This window comes from Duganella paludis, from assembly GCF_054461335.1.
The window spans coordinates 3,479,114-3,496,545 of sequence record NZ_CM136922.1; the positions used below are offsets into that span (position 1 = coordinate 3,479,114).

16 protein-coding genes are annotated in these 17,432 nt (G+C 64.9%); 6 read left to right on the forward strand and 10 right to left on the reverse strand.

Translation table 11 applies throughout. The features are described 5' to 3' along the window. Positions 1-222: 222 nt before the first annotated feature. From ACXZ1M_RS15445 to ACXZ1M_RS15480, 8 genes are all read right to left on the reverse strand, one after another. Positions 223-993: a spermine/spermidine synthase domain-containing protein gene (locus tag ACXZ1M_RS15445; protein ID WP_459048578.1), complete on the reverse strand. Its 771-nt coding sequence runs from the start codon at positions 991-993 to the stop codon at positions 223-225. Positions 994-1,005: 12 nt separating this feature from the next. Then, a complete protein-coding gene (locus ACXZ1M_RS15450) occupies positions 1,006-2,358 on the reverse strand; it encodes a sensor histidine kinase (RefSeq protein WP_459048579.1) in 1,353 nt (450 codons plus the stop codon). Continuing rightward, on the reverse strand, positions 2,358-3,728 hold the full coding sequence (locus ACXZ1M_RS15455) for a sigma-54-dependent transcriptional regulator (RefSeq protein ID WP_459048580.1): 1,371 nt from the start codon (positions 3,726-3,728) through the stop codon (positions 2,358-2,360). Before ACXZ1M_RS15455 ends, ACXZ1M_RS15450 begins: the two co-directional genes overlap by 1 nt. Positions 3,729-3,779: 51 nt before the next feature. After that, complete coding sequence (locus ACXZ1M_RS15460; RefSeq protein WP_459048581.1) at positions 3,780-5,015, reverse strand: ABC transporter permease; 1,236 nt, start codon at positions 5,013-5,015, stop codon at positions 3,780-3,782. A 12-nt stretch (positions 5,016-5,027) separates the two neighbouring features. Then, positions 5,028-6,341, reverse strand: coding sequence for an ABC transporter permease (locus tag ACXZ1M_RS15465; RefSeq protein ID WP_459048582.1), 1,314 nt, complete (start codon positions 6,339-6,341; stop codon positions 5,028-5,030). Between the two features lie 10 nt (positions 6,342-6,351). Next, on the reverse strand, positions 6,352-7,050 hold the full coding sequence (locus ACXZ1M_RS15470; RefSeq protein ID WP_092281417.1) for an ABC transporter ATP-binding protein: 699 nt from the start codon (positions 7,048-7,050) through the stop codon (positions 6,352-6,354). A gap of 20 nt (positions 7,051-7,070) precedes the next feature. After that, on the reverse strand, positions 7,071-8,339 hold the full coding sequence (locus ACXZ1M_RS15475; protein WP_459048583.1) for an efflux RND transporter periplasmic adaptor subunit: 1,269 nt from the start codon (positions 8,337-8,339) through the stop codon (positions 7,071-7,073). A 145-nt stretch (positions 8,340-8,484) separates the two neighbouring features. Beyond that, entirely contained in the window at positions 8,485-9,411 is a 927-nt protein-coding gene (locus ACXZ1M_RS15480) for a LysR family transcriptional regulator (RefSeq protein WP_459048584.1), read from the reverse strand. Between the two features lie 176 nt (positions 9,412-9,587). On the opposite strand from ACXZ1M_RS15480, the gene ACXZ1M_RS15485 reads away from it, so the two are divergent. The 6 genes from ACXZ1M_RS15485 to ACXZ1M_RS15510 all read left to right on the forward strand — a co-directional run bounded on the left by ACXZ1M_RS15485 (position 9,588) and on the right by ACXZ1M_RS15510 (position 14,598). Beyond that, entirely contained in the window at positions 9,588-10,115 is a 528-nt protein-coding gene (locus tag ACXZ1M_RS15485) for a 4-hydroxylaminobenzoate lyase (RefSeq protein ID WP_459048585.1), read from the forward strand. A 54-nt stretch (positions 10,116-10,169) separates the two neighbouring features. Next, positions 10,170-11,654 (forward strand): MutS-related protein, encoded by a 1,485-nt coding sequence (locus ACXZ1M_RS15490; protein WP_459048586.1) that lies wholly within the window; start codon positions 10,170-10,172, stop codon positions 11,652-11,654. 75 nt (positions 11,655-11,729) lie between these two features. Further along, the gene (locus ACXZ1M_RS15495) at positions 11,730-12,257 is read left to right on the forward strand and encodes a GbsR/MarR family transcriptional regulator (protein ID WP_459048587.1); all 528 of its coding nucleotides are present in this window, start codon (positions 11,730-11,732) and stop codon (positions 12,255-12,257) included. Positions 12,258-12,311: 54 nt separating this feature from the next. Then, complete coding sequence (locus ACXZ1M_RS15500) at positions 12,312-12,698, forward strand: thiol-disulfide oxidoreductase DCC family protein (RefSeq protein WP_459048588.1); 387 nt, start codon at positions 12,312-12,314, stop codon at positions 12,696-12,698. Next, positions 12,695-13,150: a cell division protein gene (locus ACXZ1M_RS15505; protein ID WP_459048589.1), complete on the forward strand. Its 456-nt coding sequence runs from the start codon at positions 12,695-12,697 to the stop codon at positions 13,148-13,150. Before ACXZ1M_RS15500 ends, ACXZ1M_RS15505 begins: the two co-directional genes overlap by 4 nt. Beyond that, positions 13,147-14,598 carry a TIGR01777 family oxidoreductase gene (locus ACXZ1M_RS15510; protein ID WP_459048590.1) on the forward strand — a complete coding sequence of 484 codons (1,452 nt, stop codon included), beginning with the start codon at positions 13,147-13,149 and terminating at the stop codon, positions 14,596-14,598. Before ACXZ1M_RS15505 ends, ACXZ1M_RS15510 begins: the two co-directional genes overlap by 4 nt. Positions 14,599-14,605: 7 nt before the next feature. Here ACXZ1M_RS15510 and ACXZ1M_RS15515 read toward each other — a convergent pair whose 3' ends face one another. Further along, positions 14,606-15,361 (reverse strand): carbon-nitrogen hydrolase family protein, encoded by a 756-nt coding sequence (locus ACXZ1M_RS15515; RefSeq protein WP_459048591.1) that lies wholly within the window; start codon positions 15,359-15,361, stop codon positions 14,606-14,608. Further along, a complete protein-coding gene (locus tag ACXZ1M_RS15520) occupies positions 15,361-17,274 on the reverse strand; it encodes a phosphoethanolamine transferase (protein WP_459048592.1) in 1,914 nt (637 codons plus the stop codon). The genes ACXZ1M_RS15515 and ACXZ1M_RS15520 overlap by 1 nt, the downstream gene beginning before the upstream one ends. Between the last annotated feature and the right edge of the window lie 158 nt (positions 17,275-17,432).

Below are 17,432 nucleotides of genomic sequence, written 5' to 3' on the forward strand. Positions count from 1 at the left end.
CCGTTGAGAAAATACTAAGGGTAGCGGGCGAAGAGCGACAACGCGGCATGCACCACAATGTTGCGGAATGTGCACATAAGTTAATATTTCGTGCTTTGTAACCCAATGTATCGTAAAGTGGCCGGCGGCCCGGAACGGTCATGGTGCAAAGGCGCACGAAAGTGTGGCGCGCACGCATCGGTATGATGCAAGCGCATATCGATATGCGAAAAACGCACCAGCCTATTGATGGTCGCGCATCCAGCCTTTCAGGCCGTTTACCCAATTCTTCGCTGGAAGATTCAATGTCTTTTTGATCTCGCCGGCGCGCTCATACAGCACGCTGAAATCGAGCGATGGTGAGTTCTTGAATGCGATGACGACGATGTTGGCGTCATGTACTTCCGGTAACCAGACCACCGCGTCGAACGCCAGCTCCATGGTCTGCAAATTCTTGTCGTAGTTGCTGAAATCGTCGCCGAAGACATTGGTGGTCATGATGCCGCCGTCGCGCAGCACGTCGGCGCAGCCCTGGTAGAACTCGGGCGAGTCCAGCACCGGACCGCGCGCTTCCTCGTCGTACAGGTCCACCTGCAGGATATCGACGGTGTTGCGGTTGGCCGGGTCGAGCACGAAATCCATGGCGTTCATTTCACGCACGTTCAGGCGCTCGTCGTTGGACGGCAGGCCGAACTGCGCCTGGCACATGGCGATCACGTTGGGATTGAGTTCGATGGCCGTCACGCGCGATTGCGGCAGGCGGCGGTAGCAGAATTTGGTCAGCGCGGCGCTGCCCAGGCCCAGTTGCACGATGTGCTGCGGCTGGTCGTGGAACAGCATCCACATCATCATCATCTGGACGTATTCGAGCTCGATGTTGTCGGGCTTGGCGATGCGCATGGCGCCCTGCACCCAGGAGGTGCCGAGGTGCAGGCTGCGCACGCCCTGGAATTCGGTGATGGTGGCGGGCGGATGGCCGGGCTGGTCGAAACGGGTGGGTGCGGAGGTACTCATGCCGCCAGTTTATCAGGCCAGCGGCAAAATCATGGTCACGGTCAGTCCGCCGCCTTCGCGGTTGGAGAGGGTGATGCGACCGCCGTGGGCTTCGGCGATCTCGCGCGCCAGCGCCAGGCCCAGGCCTGTGCCGCTGCGCTTTGTCGAGTAAAACGGCACCAGGGCGTTGGTCAGCACCGTGTCGCTCATGCCTGGACCACGGTCCTGTACGTCGATGCGCACGCCTTCGTGCAGGCGCCGCACTTCCAGGCTGACCTGGTCGGCCGGCGAGCCCGATTCATGGGCGTTCTTCAGCAGGTTCAATAGCGCCTGCTCCAATTGCGCCGGATCGAAGGCGCAGGACTCGGCCGGCGCTTCGCCGATCTGCTTGAAGATGACCTGCTCGCCCAACTGCGACAGGAAGGCTTGCCACTGCTGCGCTTCCAGGCGCGGCGTCGGCAGCTTGGCGAAGCGCGCGTAGCCGAGGATAAAGCTCTCCAGATGGCGCGTGCGCTCCTCGATGGTAGCGAGGATTTGCGGCAGGCGTTCGGTTTGCCCGCGCCGCACCAGCTCCGCGCCGGAATGCGCCAGCGAGGTCAATGGCGCCAGGGAGTTGTTCAATTCGTGGCTGATCACGCGGATGACTTTTTTCCACGTCTGCACTTCCTGCCGGCGCAGCTCCATGGTCAGCTGGCGCAGCAGCAGCAGTTCGTGTTTGCGGCCATTGAGGTTGAAGCTGCGGCGTGCCAGGTGATAGACCTCTTCCTCGTCGTCCTTGTCCTTAGTGGTGAACAAGCCGTCACCGCCGCGCGCCAACGCTTCCAGCAGGGCGGGCGAGGCGTGGCGCAGGATGTCGTCCAGCTTGTGGCCTTCCAGCTTGCGGCCCTGATTGAGCAGCTGGCGCGCCGCCACGTTGGCGTAGACGATGGGGCCGGACTCGCTCACCAGCAGCATCGCCACCGGGGTGTTCTGCACCATGGTGTCGAGCAGCAGCTCGCGCTGCACCAAGTCCAGGCGCTGCTGGCGCAGCACGTCGCCCAACTCGTTGTGGGCGATGACCAGATCGCTCAGCTCATCGTTCTGCGGCCAGTGCAGGCTGAAGGAAAAATCGCCGTCCTTGTAGCTGGTGACGGTGCCGGTCAGCGCGCGGAACAGCGACAGCATGCGCTCCAGCTCCGCGCGAATCGTGATGATGGAGATCGGCAGCACGCACAGCAGACAGACGCCCAGCACCAGTCCGGGATTCTTCGGGAAGAAGTGGTCCATCGCCAGCGCGATCAGGATGCCGATGGTGAGCAGCGTGCCCACCAGCGCCGTCCAGCGCGTGAGCAGGGAAAGGCGGAAGCCCTTATTCCGCTTGGCTTCCTGGCGCTGGCTGTCGCTCATCAGGGACGGACGATGCCGAGCCGCTCCATGCGGCGGTACAGCGCCTGGCGCGACAGGCCGAGTTCCGCCGCCGCCTGCGCCACCACGCCGCCGGCGCGGCTCAGCGCCAGGCTAATGGCGTCGCGGTCCGGTTCGCGGCTGGCTTCCTCGGCGCCGTTGCCCGCGCCGCCAGAGCCGCCGCCATGGCCGGATGGCGCGGCGGGCAGACCCAGGTCGCTCACCTTGATGATGTCGCCGCTGGCCAGCAGTCCGGCGCGCATCATGACGTTTTTCAGTTCACGCACATTGCCGGGCCACGGGTGCGCCAGCAGCGCCGCCTGCGCGTCCGGATGCAGCTGCTTGTCCGGGCCGAGGAAGTTCATCGCCAGCGGCATGATGTCCATCGGCCGCGCCGCCAGCGGCGGCAGGCGCAGTTCGATCACGTTCAGGCGATAGAACAAATCCTCGCGGAAGGTGCCGGCGCGGATCATGGCCTGCAGGTCGGCGTTGGTGGCGCTGATCACGCGCACCTTGACCTGCCGCTCGCGGTTGGAACCGAGCCGCTCGAAGCGTCCCGTCTCCAGCACGCGCAGCAGCTTCATTTGACCGGCCAGCGGCAGGTTGCCGATTTCGTCGAGGAACAGCGTGCCGCCATCGGCCGCTTCGAATTTTCCTTCGCGCGCCTTGGAGGCGCCGGTGTAGGCGCCGGCGTCGGCGCCGAACAATTCGGCCTCGATCAATTCGGACGGAATCGCGCCGCAGTTGAGCACCACGAACGGGCCGTTGCGCACCGCCGAATTGGCCTGGATGATTTCCGCGATGCGTTCCTTGCCGGTGCCGTTGGGACCGGAGATCAGCACCGGCACATCGGCGCGCGCCACCTGGCAGGCCAGGTGGATCACGCGTTCGGTGGCGGGGTCCTGGAACACCATGCCGCGCAGGTCGTGGCCGCGTTCCAGTTCGCGGCGCTGGCGCAGTTCGCCCTGCACACGCTGCTGCAAGGCGCGCTTGGCCTGTCCCAGTTCGATCAGGTTGTTGACGGTGGCGATCAGCTTGTGGTCGTCCCACGGCTTGGCCAGGTAGTCGGCGGCGCCGGCCTTGATCAGGTCCACGGCCGCGTTCAGGTGGGTCCATGCGGTGAGCAAAATCACCGGCAGGTCGGGATAGCGGTCGCGGATGGCGCCGAACAGCGCCGTGCCTTCCTCGCCCGAGGTGGTGTCGGCGCTGAAGTTCATGTCCTGGATCACCAGGTCCACGCTGTGCTGCTCCAGCATGGCCAGTCCGGCTTCCGGCGAGGCGGCGCGCAGCGCGGCGATATCGTGCAGCGAAAACAGCACGTCGAGGGCCACGGACACGGCCGCGTTGTCGTCAATAATTAGTACGGTAGGCATGCCGCAAGCATAACATTGTCGCGGCATGCCGGGGACTGCATTCATGATGGATCAGGCGCTGCGCGTGGCCGTCGCCGGCGAGATGCTGGCGGCCCGCCATGCCGGTCCGTACACCGCCAGGATGCCCAGTGCCCAGAAGATGCCGGCGCCGCCGATCAGGTATTCGGGCGGCAGGCGCGGCATCTCCAGCTTGCTGACCAACAGCTGGTTCAGGCCCAGCGCCAGCAGCACGCCGGCCGTGACGCCGGCGCTGGTGATCATGAAGTTCTCGGTGATGAAGTAGCGCAGGATGTCGATGCGGCGCGCACCCAGGGCGCGGCGCACGCCGATCTGCTTGCGGCGCTGCGTGACCCACAAGCTGGCCATGCCGACGATGCCGCTGGCGGTGATCAGCAACAGCAGCACGCTCACCGTCACCAGCATCCACGCCAGCGCATTGTCCGAGCGATAGCGCTCGGTGCGGAATTCGACCATGCTCCTGGCGCGGGTGACCACCGGCATCGACGAGGCGGCGCGGATGGCGTCGGCCGTTTCCTTCATCACGCGGTCCAATTGTCCCGGCTCGGCGCGGATGGTATAGCTGACCACTTCCTCACCGGTCAGGCGGGCCGGCGAGATGGTCGAGTATTCGCCGCTGTCGCCGATTTGTGCGCCCGGCGTTTGCAGGCGTTCCACCACGCCGATCACCTGCGAGCTGCGCGCCTTGTCGCCGGTGCCGAAGTACAGCGTCTTGCCGACCCAGCTGGTTTGGCCGGGCCACATTTTCTCCGCCAGGGTGCGCGTGACCAGCGCTACTTTCGGGAAGTCTTCGCTGGTGTTGGTGTCGATCTCCGGGATTTCGCCGGGATTGAAGTCGCGCCCCTCCACCAGTTTCAGGCCCCAGGTCTTCACCAGTGGATCGCCGACCGTGTACAGCGTCGATTGCGCGGTGGAGCGGGTCTGCTTGCGGTCGGACGCCATGCCGGTGTAATTGCCGGAACGTGACAGCGGCATTTGGCTGGTGTTCGACACCGCCAGCACGCCGGGCACGGCGCGCAGCGCGGCCGAGTCCCGGCGCTGCGTGGCCAACTGGTCTTCGTGGCCGCCTTGCTTGAGGTGGCGCACCGACAGCGCGAACACGTCTTCTTCGCGCTCCAGTCCCGAAGGACGGGCCGATACGGCCTGGCGCTCATGCACGATGTGCAGGGCGTTGGCCAGGATGGCGAGGCTGAGGGCGACCTGGATCGCCACCAGCACCGGGCCGGTTTTACTGCGCAGCAGCGCAGACAGGATAGGACGGATTTCCATGATGGTGCTCGCTTATTGGGATTTGAGTTGCAGCGCCGGCGTCACCTGGCAGGCACGCCAGGTCGGCAGCAGGCCGGCCAGGATGGCCGACAGCACGGCCAGCACGAAGGTGGTCAGCAGCATCACCCAGTCCATGTGCGCCACCAGCGTCAGCGCCTTGGACTGCATGGCGATCAGCGCCAGCGCACCGAAGGCCAGCAGCAGGCCAAGTGCGCCGCCGACCAGGCCGACCACCGTGGTCTCGATCAGGAACTGGGTGAAGATCTCGCGGCGCGAGGCGCCCAGTGCGCGGCGGATGCCCACTTCGGCGGCGCGCACCGAGAACTTTGCCAGCAGCAGGCCGATGGTGTTGACCAGGCACAGGGCCAGGAAGCCGAACGCCAGCCAGGCCGACAGCTTGTTGTCGTTGCCGACCACCTTCATGTAGTCCAGCCATTCGCGCACGTCATACAGCTTGTTCGGCGCGGCGCGCTTCAGGCGGCCCAGCTTGCGCTGCTCGATGGCGTAGCTGTCGACGAAGCTTTGCAGTTCGGCGCGGTCGGCGGCGGTGCGGGTTTCAATCCAGCCCTGGATCCAGGTGCATTCCGAATCGAGGAAGGCTTGGTAGCCGGGTGGGATGTCCTCGTAGCAGCTGGTGCTGCCGTTGCGCTGCATCTCGTGGCGCACGGCGTTGCTGAACGGGATGTACATCTCCGTCTCTTCGCTGAACGGGCCTTCGCTGCCGATGATGCGGTGGAAGCGCGGCACCACTTTCCAGTTGTCGATCACGCCGACGATCTGGTATTGGAAGCCGGCCAGCGTCATGCGCTGTCCGACCGGGTCGGTGTCGCCATACAGCTTGGAAGCCAGTTTGCGGCTCAGCACCACCACGTCCGCGCCGCTCTTGTCGTCGGCCGGGCTCCAGCCCTGCCCGTGCAGGAAAGGCGCTTCGAACATGTTGAAGAAATCGCCGTAGGCGGCCAGGCCGGACGCATTGAAGGCGCTGATGTCCTTGCGCGCCGGTTCCAGCGCCAGCGAGACGCCGAAGATCATGGTGCGGCGCTCGCCGGCCTTGCTGTTGACCAGGTTCATGGCGTCGCGGTAGCTGAGCTGGCGGTCGTCCGGTTCGTCGCCCGGCTTGTAGTTCTCGGCCGAGCCGTTGTCGATCAGCGGCACGAACAGGCGGTCGCTCTTGTGCGGGATCGGGTCGCCCGACATCACGTGCAGGATGGTCAGCGTGGACACGCTGGCGGCCACGCCGATGGCCAGCGTCAGCACCATCAGCGCGGTCAGCGCCGGGTTGCGGCGCAGGCTGCGCAGGCCGAGGAGGAAGTAGTATTGGAACATGCTGCGCCCCTTACGCGACATTGGACAGCGACGGCGACTTGCGCACCAGGTCCGACACCTGGCCGTCGATGATGTGGACGTTGCGCTGCGTGCGCACCGCCAGTTCGGGATCGTGGGTGACCATCAGGATGGTGGTGCCCTGGGCGTTGATTTCCTCCAGCAGCTCCATCACGCCGCGCGCCATTTGCGTATCCAGGTTGCCGGTCGGTTCATCGGCCAGCAGCAGCTTGGGCGAGCCGGCCAGCGCGCGCGCGATCGCCACGCGCTGCTGCTGGCCGCCGGACAGTTCGGCCGGGTAGTGCTTCATGCGCGAGGCCAGGCCGACCTTGGACAGCGCGTCCTCGATGCGCTCCTTGCGCTCGGCGGCGTTGAAGCCGCGATAGCGCAGCGGCACGTCGACGTTGTCGAACAGCGACAGGTCGGGAATCAGGTTGAAGCCCTGGAAGATGAAGCCCAGCTTTTCATTGCGCAGGCGCGAGCGGGCGTTGTCGTCCATGCCCTTGACGTTGATGCCGTCGAGGACATACTCGCCGTCGGTGAACTCCTCCAGCAGGCCGGCGATGTTGAGGAAGCTGGTTTTGCCGGAACCCGAAGGACCGGTGACGGTGACGAATTCGCCTTGCTTGACGTCGATCTCGAAACCGCGCAGCGCGTGGGTTTCGATCATGTGGGTGCGATAGACTTTGCTCAGGTTTTTCATGCGCAGCATGGTGGTCCTCTTGGGTAAAGTTAGTTGTTGATCGAAACGCGTTCGGCGTTTTCAAAGGTTTCGGTACCGGCGACAACGATCTTGTCGCCTTGTTTCAGGCCGCCCAGGATCTCCACGGCGGAGACGCTGGTGGCGCCCAGCTTGATCGGGGTGCGGATGGCGATGCCGTCGCGGACCACGTAGGCGAAGCGTCCGCCTTCGGATTCGACGAAGGGGCCGCGCTGCACCATCAGCACGTTCGGCTTCTCGTCGATCAGCAGGCGCGCGGTGACGCGCTGGTTCTGGCGCAGGCCGGCCGGCTGCTCGCCGTTGAAGCGCACCCGCGCCAGCACCTGGTTCTTCACCACTTCCGGCGACAGCGCCGACAGCTTGGCGGTGGTGGTGCCGGTGCCGTAGTTGACTTCCGCCGTCATGCCCAGGCCGATGTCGGAGACGTAGGTTTCCGGGACTTCCAGCTCGACTTCGAGGCGCGACAGGTCGACCAGCGTCATGAGCGGCGTGTTGGCGGGGACCACGCTGCGGTCGGCTACGGACAGCGTGCCGATGAAGCCATCGACCGGCGCGCGCACTGTCAGCTCGTCGACGCGGCGCTGGGCGTTGGAGAGGGTGCTGCGTTGCTGGTCCAGCTGCTTGATTTTCGATTCCAGCTCCAGCGCCACGTTGTCGTTCTCCAGCACCGCCGCTTCCTTGGCGTGCTTGGAACGGATCACGGCGGAGTTGACGGCGTCCTTGGCGCGCTGGTATTCGATCTTGGCGACCGCACCTTCGTTGGCGACGGCGTCATAGCGCTCCATGGTGCGCTGGGCCGAGACGCGTTCGATTTCGGCAGTGTCGGCGTCGCGCTGGGCCAGCAGCTTTTGCTTGCGGGCCAGGATGCGCTGGCGCGAAACGTCGGCTTCGATCTGGGCGTAGGCGGCTTGTTCGCGCTTCAGGGCATCCGACAGGTCGGGCGATTCCAGCACGGCCAGGATGTCGCCTTTCTTGACCGTGTCGCCGGCGTGGGCTTTCAGGGTGACGGTGGCCAGCGACGGCGCGTACAGCGTCGGGCTGACGGCGGCCACCACGCGGCCGTTGACGGCGGCGTCGCGGATCAGGGTGCCGCGTCCGACTTCGGCGATGCGCAGGCGCGAGCCGTTGACCGAATGGTCGCTGCCGCGCCAGGTGTGCATCAACGACCAGCCGGCGGCCAGCAGCGCGACGGCGCCGGCGGCAATGATGAGGCGGCGCTTGGTGGCCTGGCCTTTGGGCGCGGCGATAACGGCGTCTTGGGAGGAGGTGTCGCGGATCATGGGTTGCTCGGTTGTGAGGAAACGAGCAACATTATGCAGAAAGCGTGCCACACGCTAAATGGTTGATTTATATGGGATTGAACCTACGCGTCCGCTGTCCGCCAAGCGTCCGTGTGTCCGGGCTGTCCGCCTTTGTCCGCCCGGTTCAGGCCAGCAGCGCGCGCAGCCAGGCCTGGGCTGGATCGTCGTCGTTGCGCGTGTGCCAGACGGCTTGCATCTGCCGCTCGCGTACCGGGTATGGCGGCGCAGCGCTGGCCAGTCCGTGCCGCGCCACGAACAACTGCGCCAGCGATGAAGGCAGGATCGCCAGCATGTCGCTCGATTGCAGCAGCGACGGCACCGCCAAGGCGTGCGGCAGCAGGATGCGCAGGGTCGCCGTCGGCGGCAGCGCCGCGCGGTCGAACATTTCCGACTCGCGCGCCAACCCGCGCTCGGACAGGAAGCCGTCGACCGCGCCTTCTTCCGTGCCGCCGAGCGAGACGGCCACCAGCGGATAGGCCGTCACGTCGTCAATGCGCAGCGCGGCGCCGGCCAGCGGGTGGCCGGCGCGCATAACGAAAGTATCGCTCTGGGTCCACAGCGGCATGGAGTTGAGGCGTGGCGGGATGTCGGCGAACACGCCGATGGCCAGGTCGATCCGTCCGAGGTCGAGCTGTCCGGCGAGGTCGATGCGCGTGACCGGGCGGACGACCAGGTTCACATGCGGCGCCAGCGCCTGCATCTTTGCGCTGAGCCGTTCGAGCAGCAGCAGGCTGACATAGTCGCTGGCGGCGATCACAAATTCGCGCCGCGCGGTGGCGGCGACGAACGGCTCGTTGTTCAGCGCACCGGCGATCTGCTGCAGCGCGTCGCGCAGCGGGCCGGCCATGGCCAGGGCGCGGGCGGTGGGCATCATGCCGTCGGCGCTGCGCACAAACAGTTCATCGCCCACCGATTCGCGCAGGCGCGCCAGCGCGTGGCTCATGGCGGACTGGCTCAGGTTCATGCGCTGCGCTGCGCGATGCAGGTGGCGTTCCTCGTAAATGCAAAGGAACACGCGCAGCAGATTCAGGTCGGTGCGCTGGATGTTCATGCGGCTCTCATGCGTTGGAAGATATCGCACAGCATGCCATGGCGCCGGGCGGCATGGAAGCGACCATTGTTCAAGCCGGACATGCACGGAATTCATGGCGACCATGCAAAACCTTCGCTTCCCCTGCCGTTCTGCGCATGCCACCATAAAAATATCGAAAGCTGCGAGGAACGACCATGAACCACCGTGAAGAACTGATCAGGCAGAGCATCGCCTTCCTGGATGAAATCAAGAACACCACCGCCGGCACGGAGGCCGAGCGCTGGCTCAATGAACAACGTGGGCCGGGCAGCGCGCTGTACGACGGGTTGGCGGCGCTGATCAAGGCCGGGCTGGAGGAGGGCTGGGCGGCGAATGTGGAGATTCAGGGTACGCGCTATCGCCGCAGCCGTATCTGTCCGCCGTCCGCAGAGACGCATTACTTCAGCATCACCGCCGTGTATATCGACAGCTGCAGCCGCGATGCCGGAGAGGTGTTCCGTGGCGACTATCACGCTCACCCCTACGGCGAATTCAATATGGTGATACCGCTGAACGATGGCGCCATGCTGGCGGGACCGAACGGCTGGTGCGGCGCCGGCTGGACCGCGCCTGCGCCGGGCAGCCATCACTATCCCGAGGTGAAAGGCGGCGCGGTGATCGCGCTGTTCTTCCTGCCGGCGGGTCGGATCTCCTACGATATCGCGCCGCCGGCAAGCACTTGATAATCTGGCAAGTGACCGCATTTGGGTGCCTGGCTCCTTTTTCCCGAGTACCTGATGACCGATTACCCTTTTGTGCCGAGTGACGTTGACCTGTATCGCCGCATGCTGCCAGGCGCCGGGGAGGTGATGGATGCACAAACCTGGGACGACCTGCTGCTGCCGGCGTACAGCGCCGAGCTGGCGCGCGAGACCAGCATCTTCGGCCAGCAGGAGCTGCACCGGCGGCTGTACGCGGAGGACGATGCATCGGTGTCGGCTTCGCGCGTGGGCACCCTGATGGCGGATGACGCCTCGCGCCAACGGCTGCAAACCGCCACCAAGGACCTGCGCCAGGCCGACCGCGAAATCAGCGAAACCTTGTATGGTCCTGAACTGCCACGCGCGCCGCGCTGGCTGCCGGTGCTGGCGTGGTTGCCGGTAGTGTTCCTGGCATCGGCCGGCGTGGCGCTGATGGCGGGGTGGCTGCCGTTGTGGGGCGTGGCGCTGGTCGCGTGGCTGGCGCTGTGCGGCATCCAGGCGCGCTATCACGAGACGGTGCAGGCGTGGGAGCGTATTCTGGCCAGCATGCAGCTGATGCTGCGCGCACATACGCTGCTGGGCGAGATCGATCCGCGCTTTGCCGACGACGCCGCGCAAGCCGGCAAGCTCAATCGCCGCATCAGCCGTTCGCTGGCCTCGCGCATGCCGGGCGTGAGCGAGTATGCCGACTGGTTATGGCTGGCCAATGTGCGCCACCACTTCCGCAGCCGCGACGTGGTGCGCGAGAACATCGACTTCCTGCGCGGCAGCTTCGAGCGCGTGGCGATGCTGGATGCGGACCTGGCGTTGGCGCGTCACTTGGCGAAGGCCGACGTGTATTGCTGGGCGGAGCAGGGCGATGCGGTGGAGCTGGAGCAGGTTGTTCATCCGCTGCTGGCCGATGCGGCGGCGCTGGACTTCCGCATGGCGCGCAAGGGCGTGTTCATCTCCGGCCAGAATGGCGTCGGCAAGAGCACCTTGCTGCGTACGGTGGGGCTAAGCCTCGTCACGGCGCGGGCATTCGGTTTTTGCTACGCCAGGCGCGCGGTGACGCCGCTGCTGCCGGTGTATGCCAGCATGCAGAACGAAGATGCGCTGGGGGCGGGCGAAAGCTTCTACATGGCCGAGCTGCGGCGCGGGCAGGAGTTGCTGGCGCTGTCGGCGCAGCGGCCGGCCATCTTCATCATCGACGAGATTTTCCGTGGCACGAATTACCTGGAATCGGTATCGGCGGCAGCGGCGGTGCTGCACACGCTGGCGCAGCAAGGGCGGGTGGCGGTGGCCTCGCACCATCTGGTGCTGGCGTCGCTGCTGTCGGACTGCCTGGAGCCGTGGTGCGTGCGCCGCACCGGCGGGCAATGGCAACTCACGCCCGGCCTGCTCCAACACACCAACGGCATCACCCTCCTGACCGAACGCGGCTTCGCCCTCGCCATCACCACCAAAGCCGACCGCATCCACGCCTGGCTCAGCGACTACTTGGCCCATCCTGCGGACCGCACCCTGATTTCGCTCAATTGAGTTCGTTTATCTTAGTGTTGACTGCAACGAAAAGACGGTCCATGATTTCTGCATTGACAGAAATTAGAGAAATTCATGGATCTCACGCCGACCGTTCAGAAATACATCCTCCACTGGGGCGAGATGGGGGCGCGCTGGGGTGTTAATCGCACCGTGGCGCAGATTCATGCCTTGCTGTTCCTGGCAAACCAGCCTCTGCACGCCGAGGAAATCGCCGAGACGCTGAATGTGGCGCGCTCCAATGTCAGCAATAGCCTGAAGGAGCTGCAAAGCTGGGGGCTGGTGCGCATCAGCCATGTGGCCGGCGACCGTCGCGACCATTTCCTCGCCCTGCAGGACGTGTGGGAAATTTTCCGCGTCATCGTTGAGGAGCGCAAGAAGCGCGAGATCGATCCGACGTTGACGGTCTTGCGCGCCTGCGCCGTGGAGGCGGAAAGCGACCCGCAATTGGAGCACGCCACCAAGGTCAAGATGGAGCAGGTGCTGGCGTTCCTGGAAATGCTGGGCACCACCTATGACGACTACAAGCATCTCCCGCCCGCCACCATGCAGCGCTTCCTGAAAATGGGCGGCAAAGTCGCCCGCTTGCTCGGCAGCGAATAAAAATTTGACCAATTATTTCTGGTTTGACAGAAATTACAGACGGAGGTAGCCCACATGAACGTGCCCGCCCTGACGCTGTACTACGACGGAAACTGCAGCCTCTGCCGCGCGCAGATGTCGCGATTACGAACGCTGGACCGTGGCCGCCGTCTGGCCTTCACCGATATCCGCGCGCCGGAGTTCGCGGTGCAGGACACGGGCGTGAGCCTGGAAGCCTTGAGCACGGAGATCCACGCCCGCACCGCAGATGGCCGCATGCTGGCCGGTCTCGATACCGTAGCGGCCGCATATTCGGCAGTGGGCCGTGGCTGGATGGTCGCGCCCCTGAGGTTGCGCATCTTGCGGCCACTGTTTGCGGCGCTGTACCGCACCTTGGCGCGCAATCGCTACCGCTTGTCCGCCTGCGCCGATGGCGTCTGCAAAATGGCGGGCAAACCATGACTACGAGAACACTGCTGGTCCGCTGGCTATACGTCGTGACGGCGCTGCATCTGCTGGTGGGCGTGCTGCTGCCACTGGTCGCAGGCATGGCAATTACCGACCCTTACCGGCGCGGCATCGAAGACTTCTTCTTCGCCGGAGAAGCATCGCAGGCCGGACGTGCATTGCACGTATGGTGGATATCGCTGCTCGGCCCGACCGTGCAGGCTGCGGCGATATGGATGGCGGGCCTGGTCGTCATCGGCGACAAGCAGAGAAACGCCTTCGCCTGGCTCATGCTGATGCTCGGCCTGATCGTGTGGGCGCCGCAGGACATGCTGATTTCAGCGCGCGCACACTGCCGGATCAATGTATGGATAGACATGGCCGCAGTGACGCTGATGTTGCCGCCTTTACTCTGGCTATGCAAACTGGATCTTGCGATCAGAAATAAAAAGGCACTCGCATTATGAATACCCACTTGATCGCTTTGCAGCTGATGGCGGTGCAGGGCTGCCTCGGCGCGTTCGATACGGTGTATCACCACGAGCTGACCGAGGCGCTTCCCGGGCGGCCCACCGCGCGGCGCGAGCTGTCGATCCATGCGGTGCGGGCGCTGATCTACAGTGTCTTGTTTATCGGCCTGTCGGCGTGGTCGTTCCAGGGCTGGTGGGCACTGGCGCTGTTGGTGGTCTTCACGATCGAGGTGGTTCTGACGTTGTGGGATTTCGTCGTGGAAGACCGCACGCGCCTGCTGCCCGCAACTGAGCGCGTTACCCATACGGTGCTGGCGATGAATGGCGGCGCCTTCGTCGCGCTGCTGGCGCTGGACACGCCGTCCTTGTTTGCCTTGCCGACCGCCCTGGTGTGGCAGCCGCAGGGTGGCCTGAGTATTTTCCTGGCGTTGAGCGGTGTTGGTGTCGGCTTGTCTGGCTTGCGCGATGCGTGGGCGGCGCGCGCCATCGGCCGCACGGCGCAGCGGGACGCGGCACGTCCACAAGTGCGCTTTGCCGAAGGTGAACGCAGCTTTCTTGTCACCGGTGGCACCGGCTTTATCGGCCAGCGTCTGGTGCGGGCGTTGCTGCGGGACGGTCATCGCGTCACTGTGCTGACCAGGCAGGTGAAGCAGGCGGCGTGGTTGTTCGATGGCCGCGTCGAGTGCGTCGCCAGCATGGCGGAGCTGCCGCCATCGCGTCGTATCGATGTGGCGATCAATCTGGCTGGCGCGCGCATCCTCGGCTGGCGATGGAGCGCGGCCCGGCGCGCGGTCTTGCGGCAAAGCCGTATCGGCCTGACGCGCAAGCTGGTCGATTGGATCGCCGCTGCCGAACATAAGCCGGCCATGTTGTTGTCGGCCTCGGCAATCGGCTACTACGGCATTCAGCAGCAAGGCGACGCCACGGAGTTGACCGAGCAGGCCGGCCCGCAGCCGATGTTCATGTCGGACCTGTGTCGCGAGTGGGAGGAGGCCGCCCGCGCCGCTGAAAAGCATGGCGTGCGCGTTGCGTGCACGCGCTTTGGCCTGGTGCTTGGCACGCAAGGCGCGCTGCCGATGATGCTGCTTCCGATTAAGCTGGGCTTGGGCGGCCCGCTGGGCGGCGGCAAGCAGTGGCTGTCGTGGATTCATGTGGATGATCTGATCGGCGGCATCGCCCACCTGTGCCGCAACGGTGGCGCGGGCAGCTACAACTTCACCGCGCCCGAGACGATCTCGCAAGCGCAATTCAGCCGAGTGGCGGCAACGGTGCTGCATCGCCCGTATGGCCTGCCGACGCCGGGTTGGCCCATGCGGCTGGCACTTGGCGAGCAATCGGACTTGCTGCTGGAAGGCCAGCGCGTAACACCGGCCCGGCTGCAGCATGAGCGCTTCGAGTTTACTTATCCAAGGCTTGAAGGCGCGCTGCGCAACTTGCTGGGCTAACGTTGCCTCACGCTGCCGCGACGGGCATGACGTGGCCCTTCCAGCCATCGCTGTCTTCGGCGATGACCAAGTAGTCGCCTGGTCCCGGCGCCTGCGCCAGCAGCGCGCCGCCGGGCGCCCAGAAGGCGCTCTTGCCTGCCGTTGCGTAGCCGCCCGATGGAGCGGCGTGATTCGCCATCAGCACGCCCATGTTGTGTTGTTCCGCGTAGCCGCGCAGCAGGTTGGAGTCGTTGTCGTAGCCGCCTGCGGAGATCAGCACGCCGGCGATGTAGAGCGAGGCGCCGGCTTGTGCTGCGGCGCTGGCGTGTTCGGCGTGCGTGGTGTCGGCGCAGATGGCTTCCGCGTAACGCCGGCCGTGCAGCACGCGCACGCAGGCGCCTGCTTGACCGGGCAGTGCGTAGTCGTTCTCGGCGCCGTGCAGGTGCTGCTTGCGGTAGATGCTGATGCCGCCGTCCGCCGCAAAGCTGATGCTGGCGATGCACGGCAGCGCTGCGCCGTCGTCGATCACGGGCGCGCCCACCATCACCGTCATGTTGGCGGCCATCGCCGCTGCGCGTAGTGGCGCCAGCCGTTCATCGTCCGCTGACATCGCGCATGCGCGCAGGAGCGGCAACTCATAGCCGCACAGCGATAGCTCCGGGAATAGCAGTAGCTGCACGCCCTCGGCATGCGCGACGGCGATGAAGCGCAGGTGGGTTTCAATATTGACGGCGATGTCGCCCGCCACCGATGCCGCCTGTGCCGCCGCGATGCGTATGCCCATTACTTCTCCTGTTTGATTGGCTTGCCCTTGTCCACCACTTCGCGGCAGTCGCCCTTGAAGCTGGCGTTGTCGTAGTTGGCCCAGCCGTAGCTGTCGACGTAGCGCTTGTGCTGCTTGAACTGCTTGCTGAGGAAGCTCCACTCCAGCTTTTGATCGGCGTAGCGGATGTCGCCCAGGTCGAGCAGCGTGTGGAACATGTTCTCGGTGGCCAGTCGCGCCTTACGGTGGCGCAGCAGCTGCTTGACCTTGTCCGGATGGCGCTCCTTGTATTCATCCGAGTACCAGACCATGGCAGGGACGTGGAATTCATGCTGCGTGTTGTGGCCGTGGAAGGCCAGCGTGCAGCTGCCGTCGTACAGCGTCTGGCCGTGGTCGGCCACGTAGACCATGGAGGTCAGCTGCTGCGTGTCCTTGAGCTGCTTGATCACCTGCGACAGGAACCAGTCGGTGTACAGGATGGAGTTGTCGTAGCTGTTGTTCAGCTGCGGCTTGATCTTCAGGTCCGTGTACACCGGCTTGTCGACGCCGAACAGCGAAGGTTGCCACTTGTCGAATTCCTTGGGGTGGCGCTGGCTGTAGTTCCAGTGGTTGCCCAGCGTGTGCAGCACGATCAGTTTTTTCTGCGCCGGGTCGGCGATCGCGTGCTGCAGCGGTTCGAGCAGGATCTGGTCGAAGTTGGAGTTGTTGGTGAAGCCGCCCAGGTTCATGAACTGGATCACGTTGGCTTCCTTCGCAAACACCGACACCGGCGTGTCGAACTGGCCGAAGGAGATCTGGTTCGACAGCCAGAAGGTTTTGAAGCCGGCTTCCTTGTACGCGGTGAGGAAGGATTTTTCGTAGAAGCCATCCTTGAGCGCCTGCGTGGCCGGCTTGCGCGAGATGATGACCGGCACCGACAGTCGCGTCGCCGACACCGAGGTGATGACATCGGGCAGCGTGACCAGGTTGGTTTCCTGCTTGAGCAGCGGCGTGGTGTCGCGCTGGTAGCCGTTGATACCCCAGCGGTCGTAGCGCGACGATTCGCCGATCACCATGATGACGATTTCCGGCGTGTCGGTCGGTTCCTGCTGGTGCGCCTTGAAGGTGAAGCTGCTGCTGCGCTGGCCCAGCTCGGCCAGATACTTGCGCTCCTTGTAGAAGTCGATGCCGCGCGCGGTCAGCCCGAACGGCCAGGATGAGGCCAGCTCGCCAAAGCTCAGCGGCGAACGGATGCGCCAGGGCAGGGCGCCGAGCTGCCAGTCGGTACGGCCGGCGCCGGCGATGGCGGCGTGGTCGGGATTGCTGGCTTCCACCGATTCGGCTTCCGGGATCGATTCGTCGCTGTCCGAGGCGGCGTCGGCATCGGCCGGCACGGATGGCGACGATGCGGGCGCCGGGCGGCTGGCCTTTGCCACCGCCACCACCGCCGGCTTGGCGCGCACGCCGAATTGCTGGCCATAGGCCCACAGCGCGGCCAGCACGGCGAGCACCGCGACCGTGGCCCAGCGCGCCTTGCCGCGCCAGGTCAGCGCCGGGCTGCGCCGGGCGGCGATCTGCACGCCGATCCACCACGCCACCACGCCCAGCAGCAGCGCCGCCATCAGCCAGACTTTGCGGCCGAGGAACTCCATCGCCTCCTTGGGGCTGGTCTCGGCAATGATGCCCAGGTGGTGGGTGGAAATGCCCTGACCATAATAGAGGAACAGATATAGCTCGGTCGGCAGCGCCAGGAAGGCCGGCAGCAGCAGCCAGTGAAACCACGCCGGCCGGCCGAACACGCTCCACACGGCCAGCCAGGTCAGCGCCGTCACCGCCAGCACATGGCCGAGCTCCGGCACTTGCCTTCCAAGCAATAGCGGCACGCACGGCACCAGGGACAACAGCACATAGCTGACAAGCACGAACAGTGGGGCGGGGCGCAGCAGGGATTTCATGGAGGCTAGCAAAATAGTGATTGGTGCTATTATCCAGTGATTCCCCGCCATGCTGAAACTTTTAAGGGAATGCACGGCCCCCGTCACTGCGGCCCTGCAAGCCGCATTCTGCCGCGAAATTGATTGACTGAACTGGTCATCACGTCTATACTCGCGAG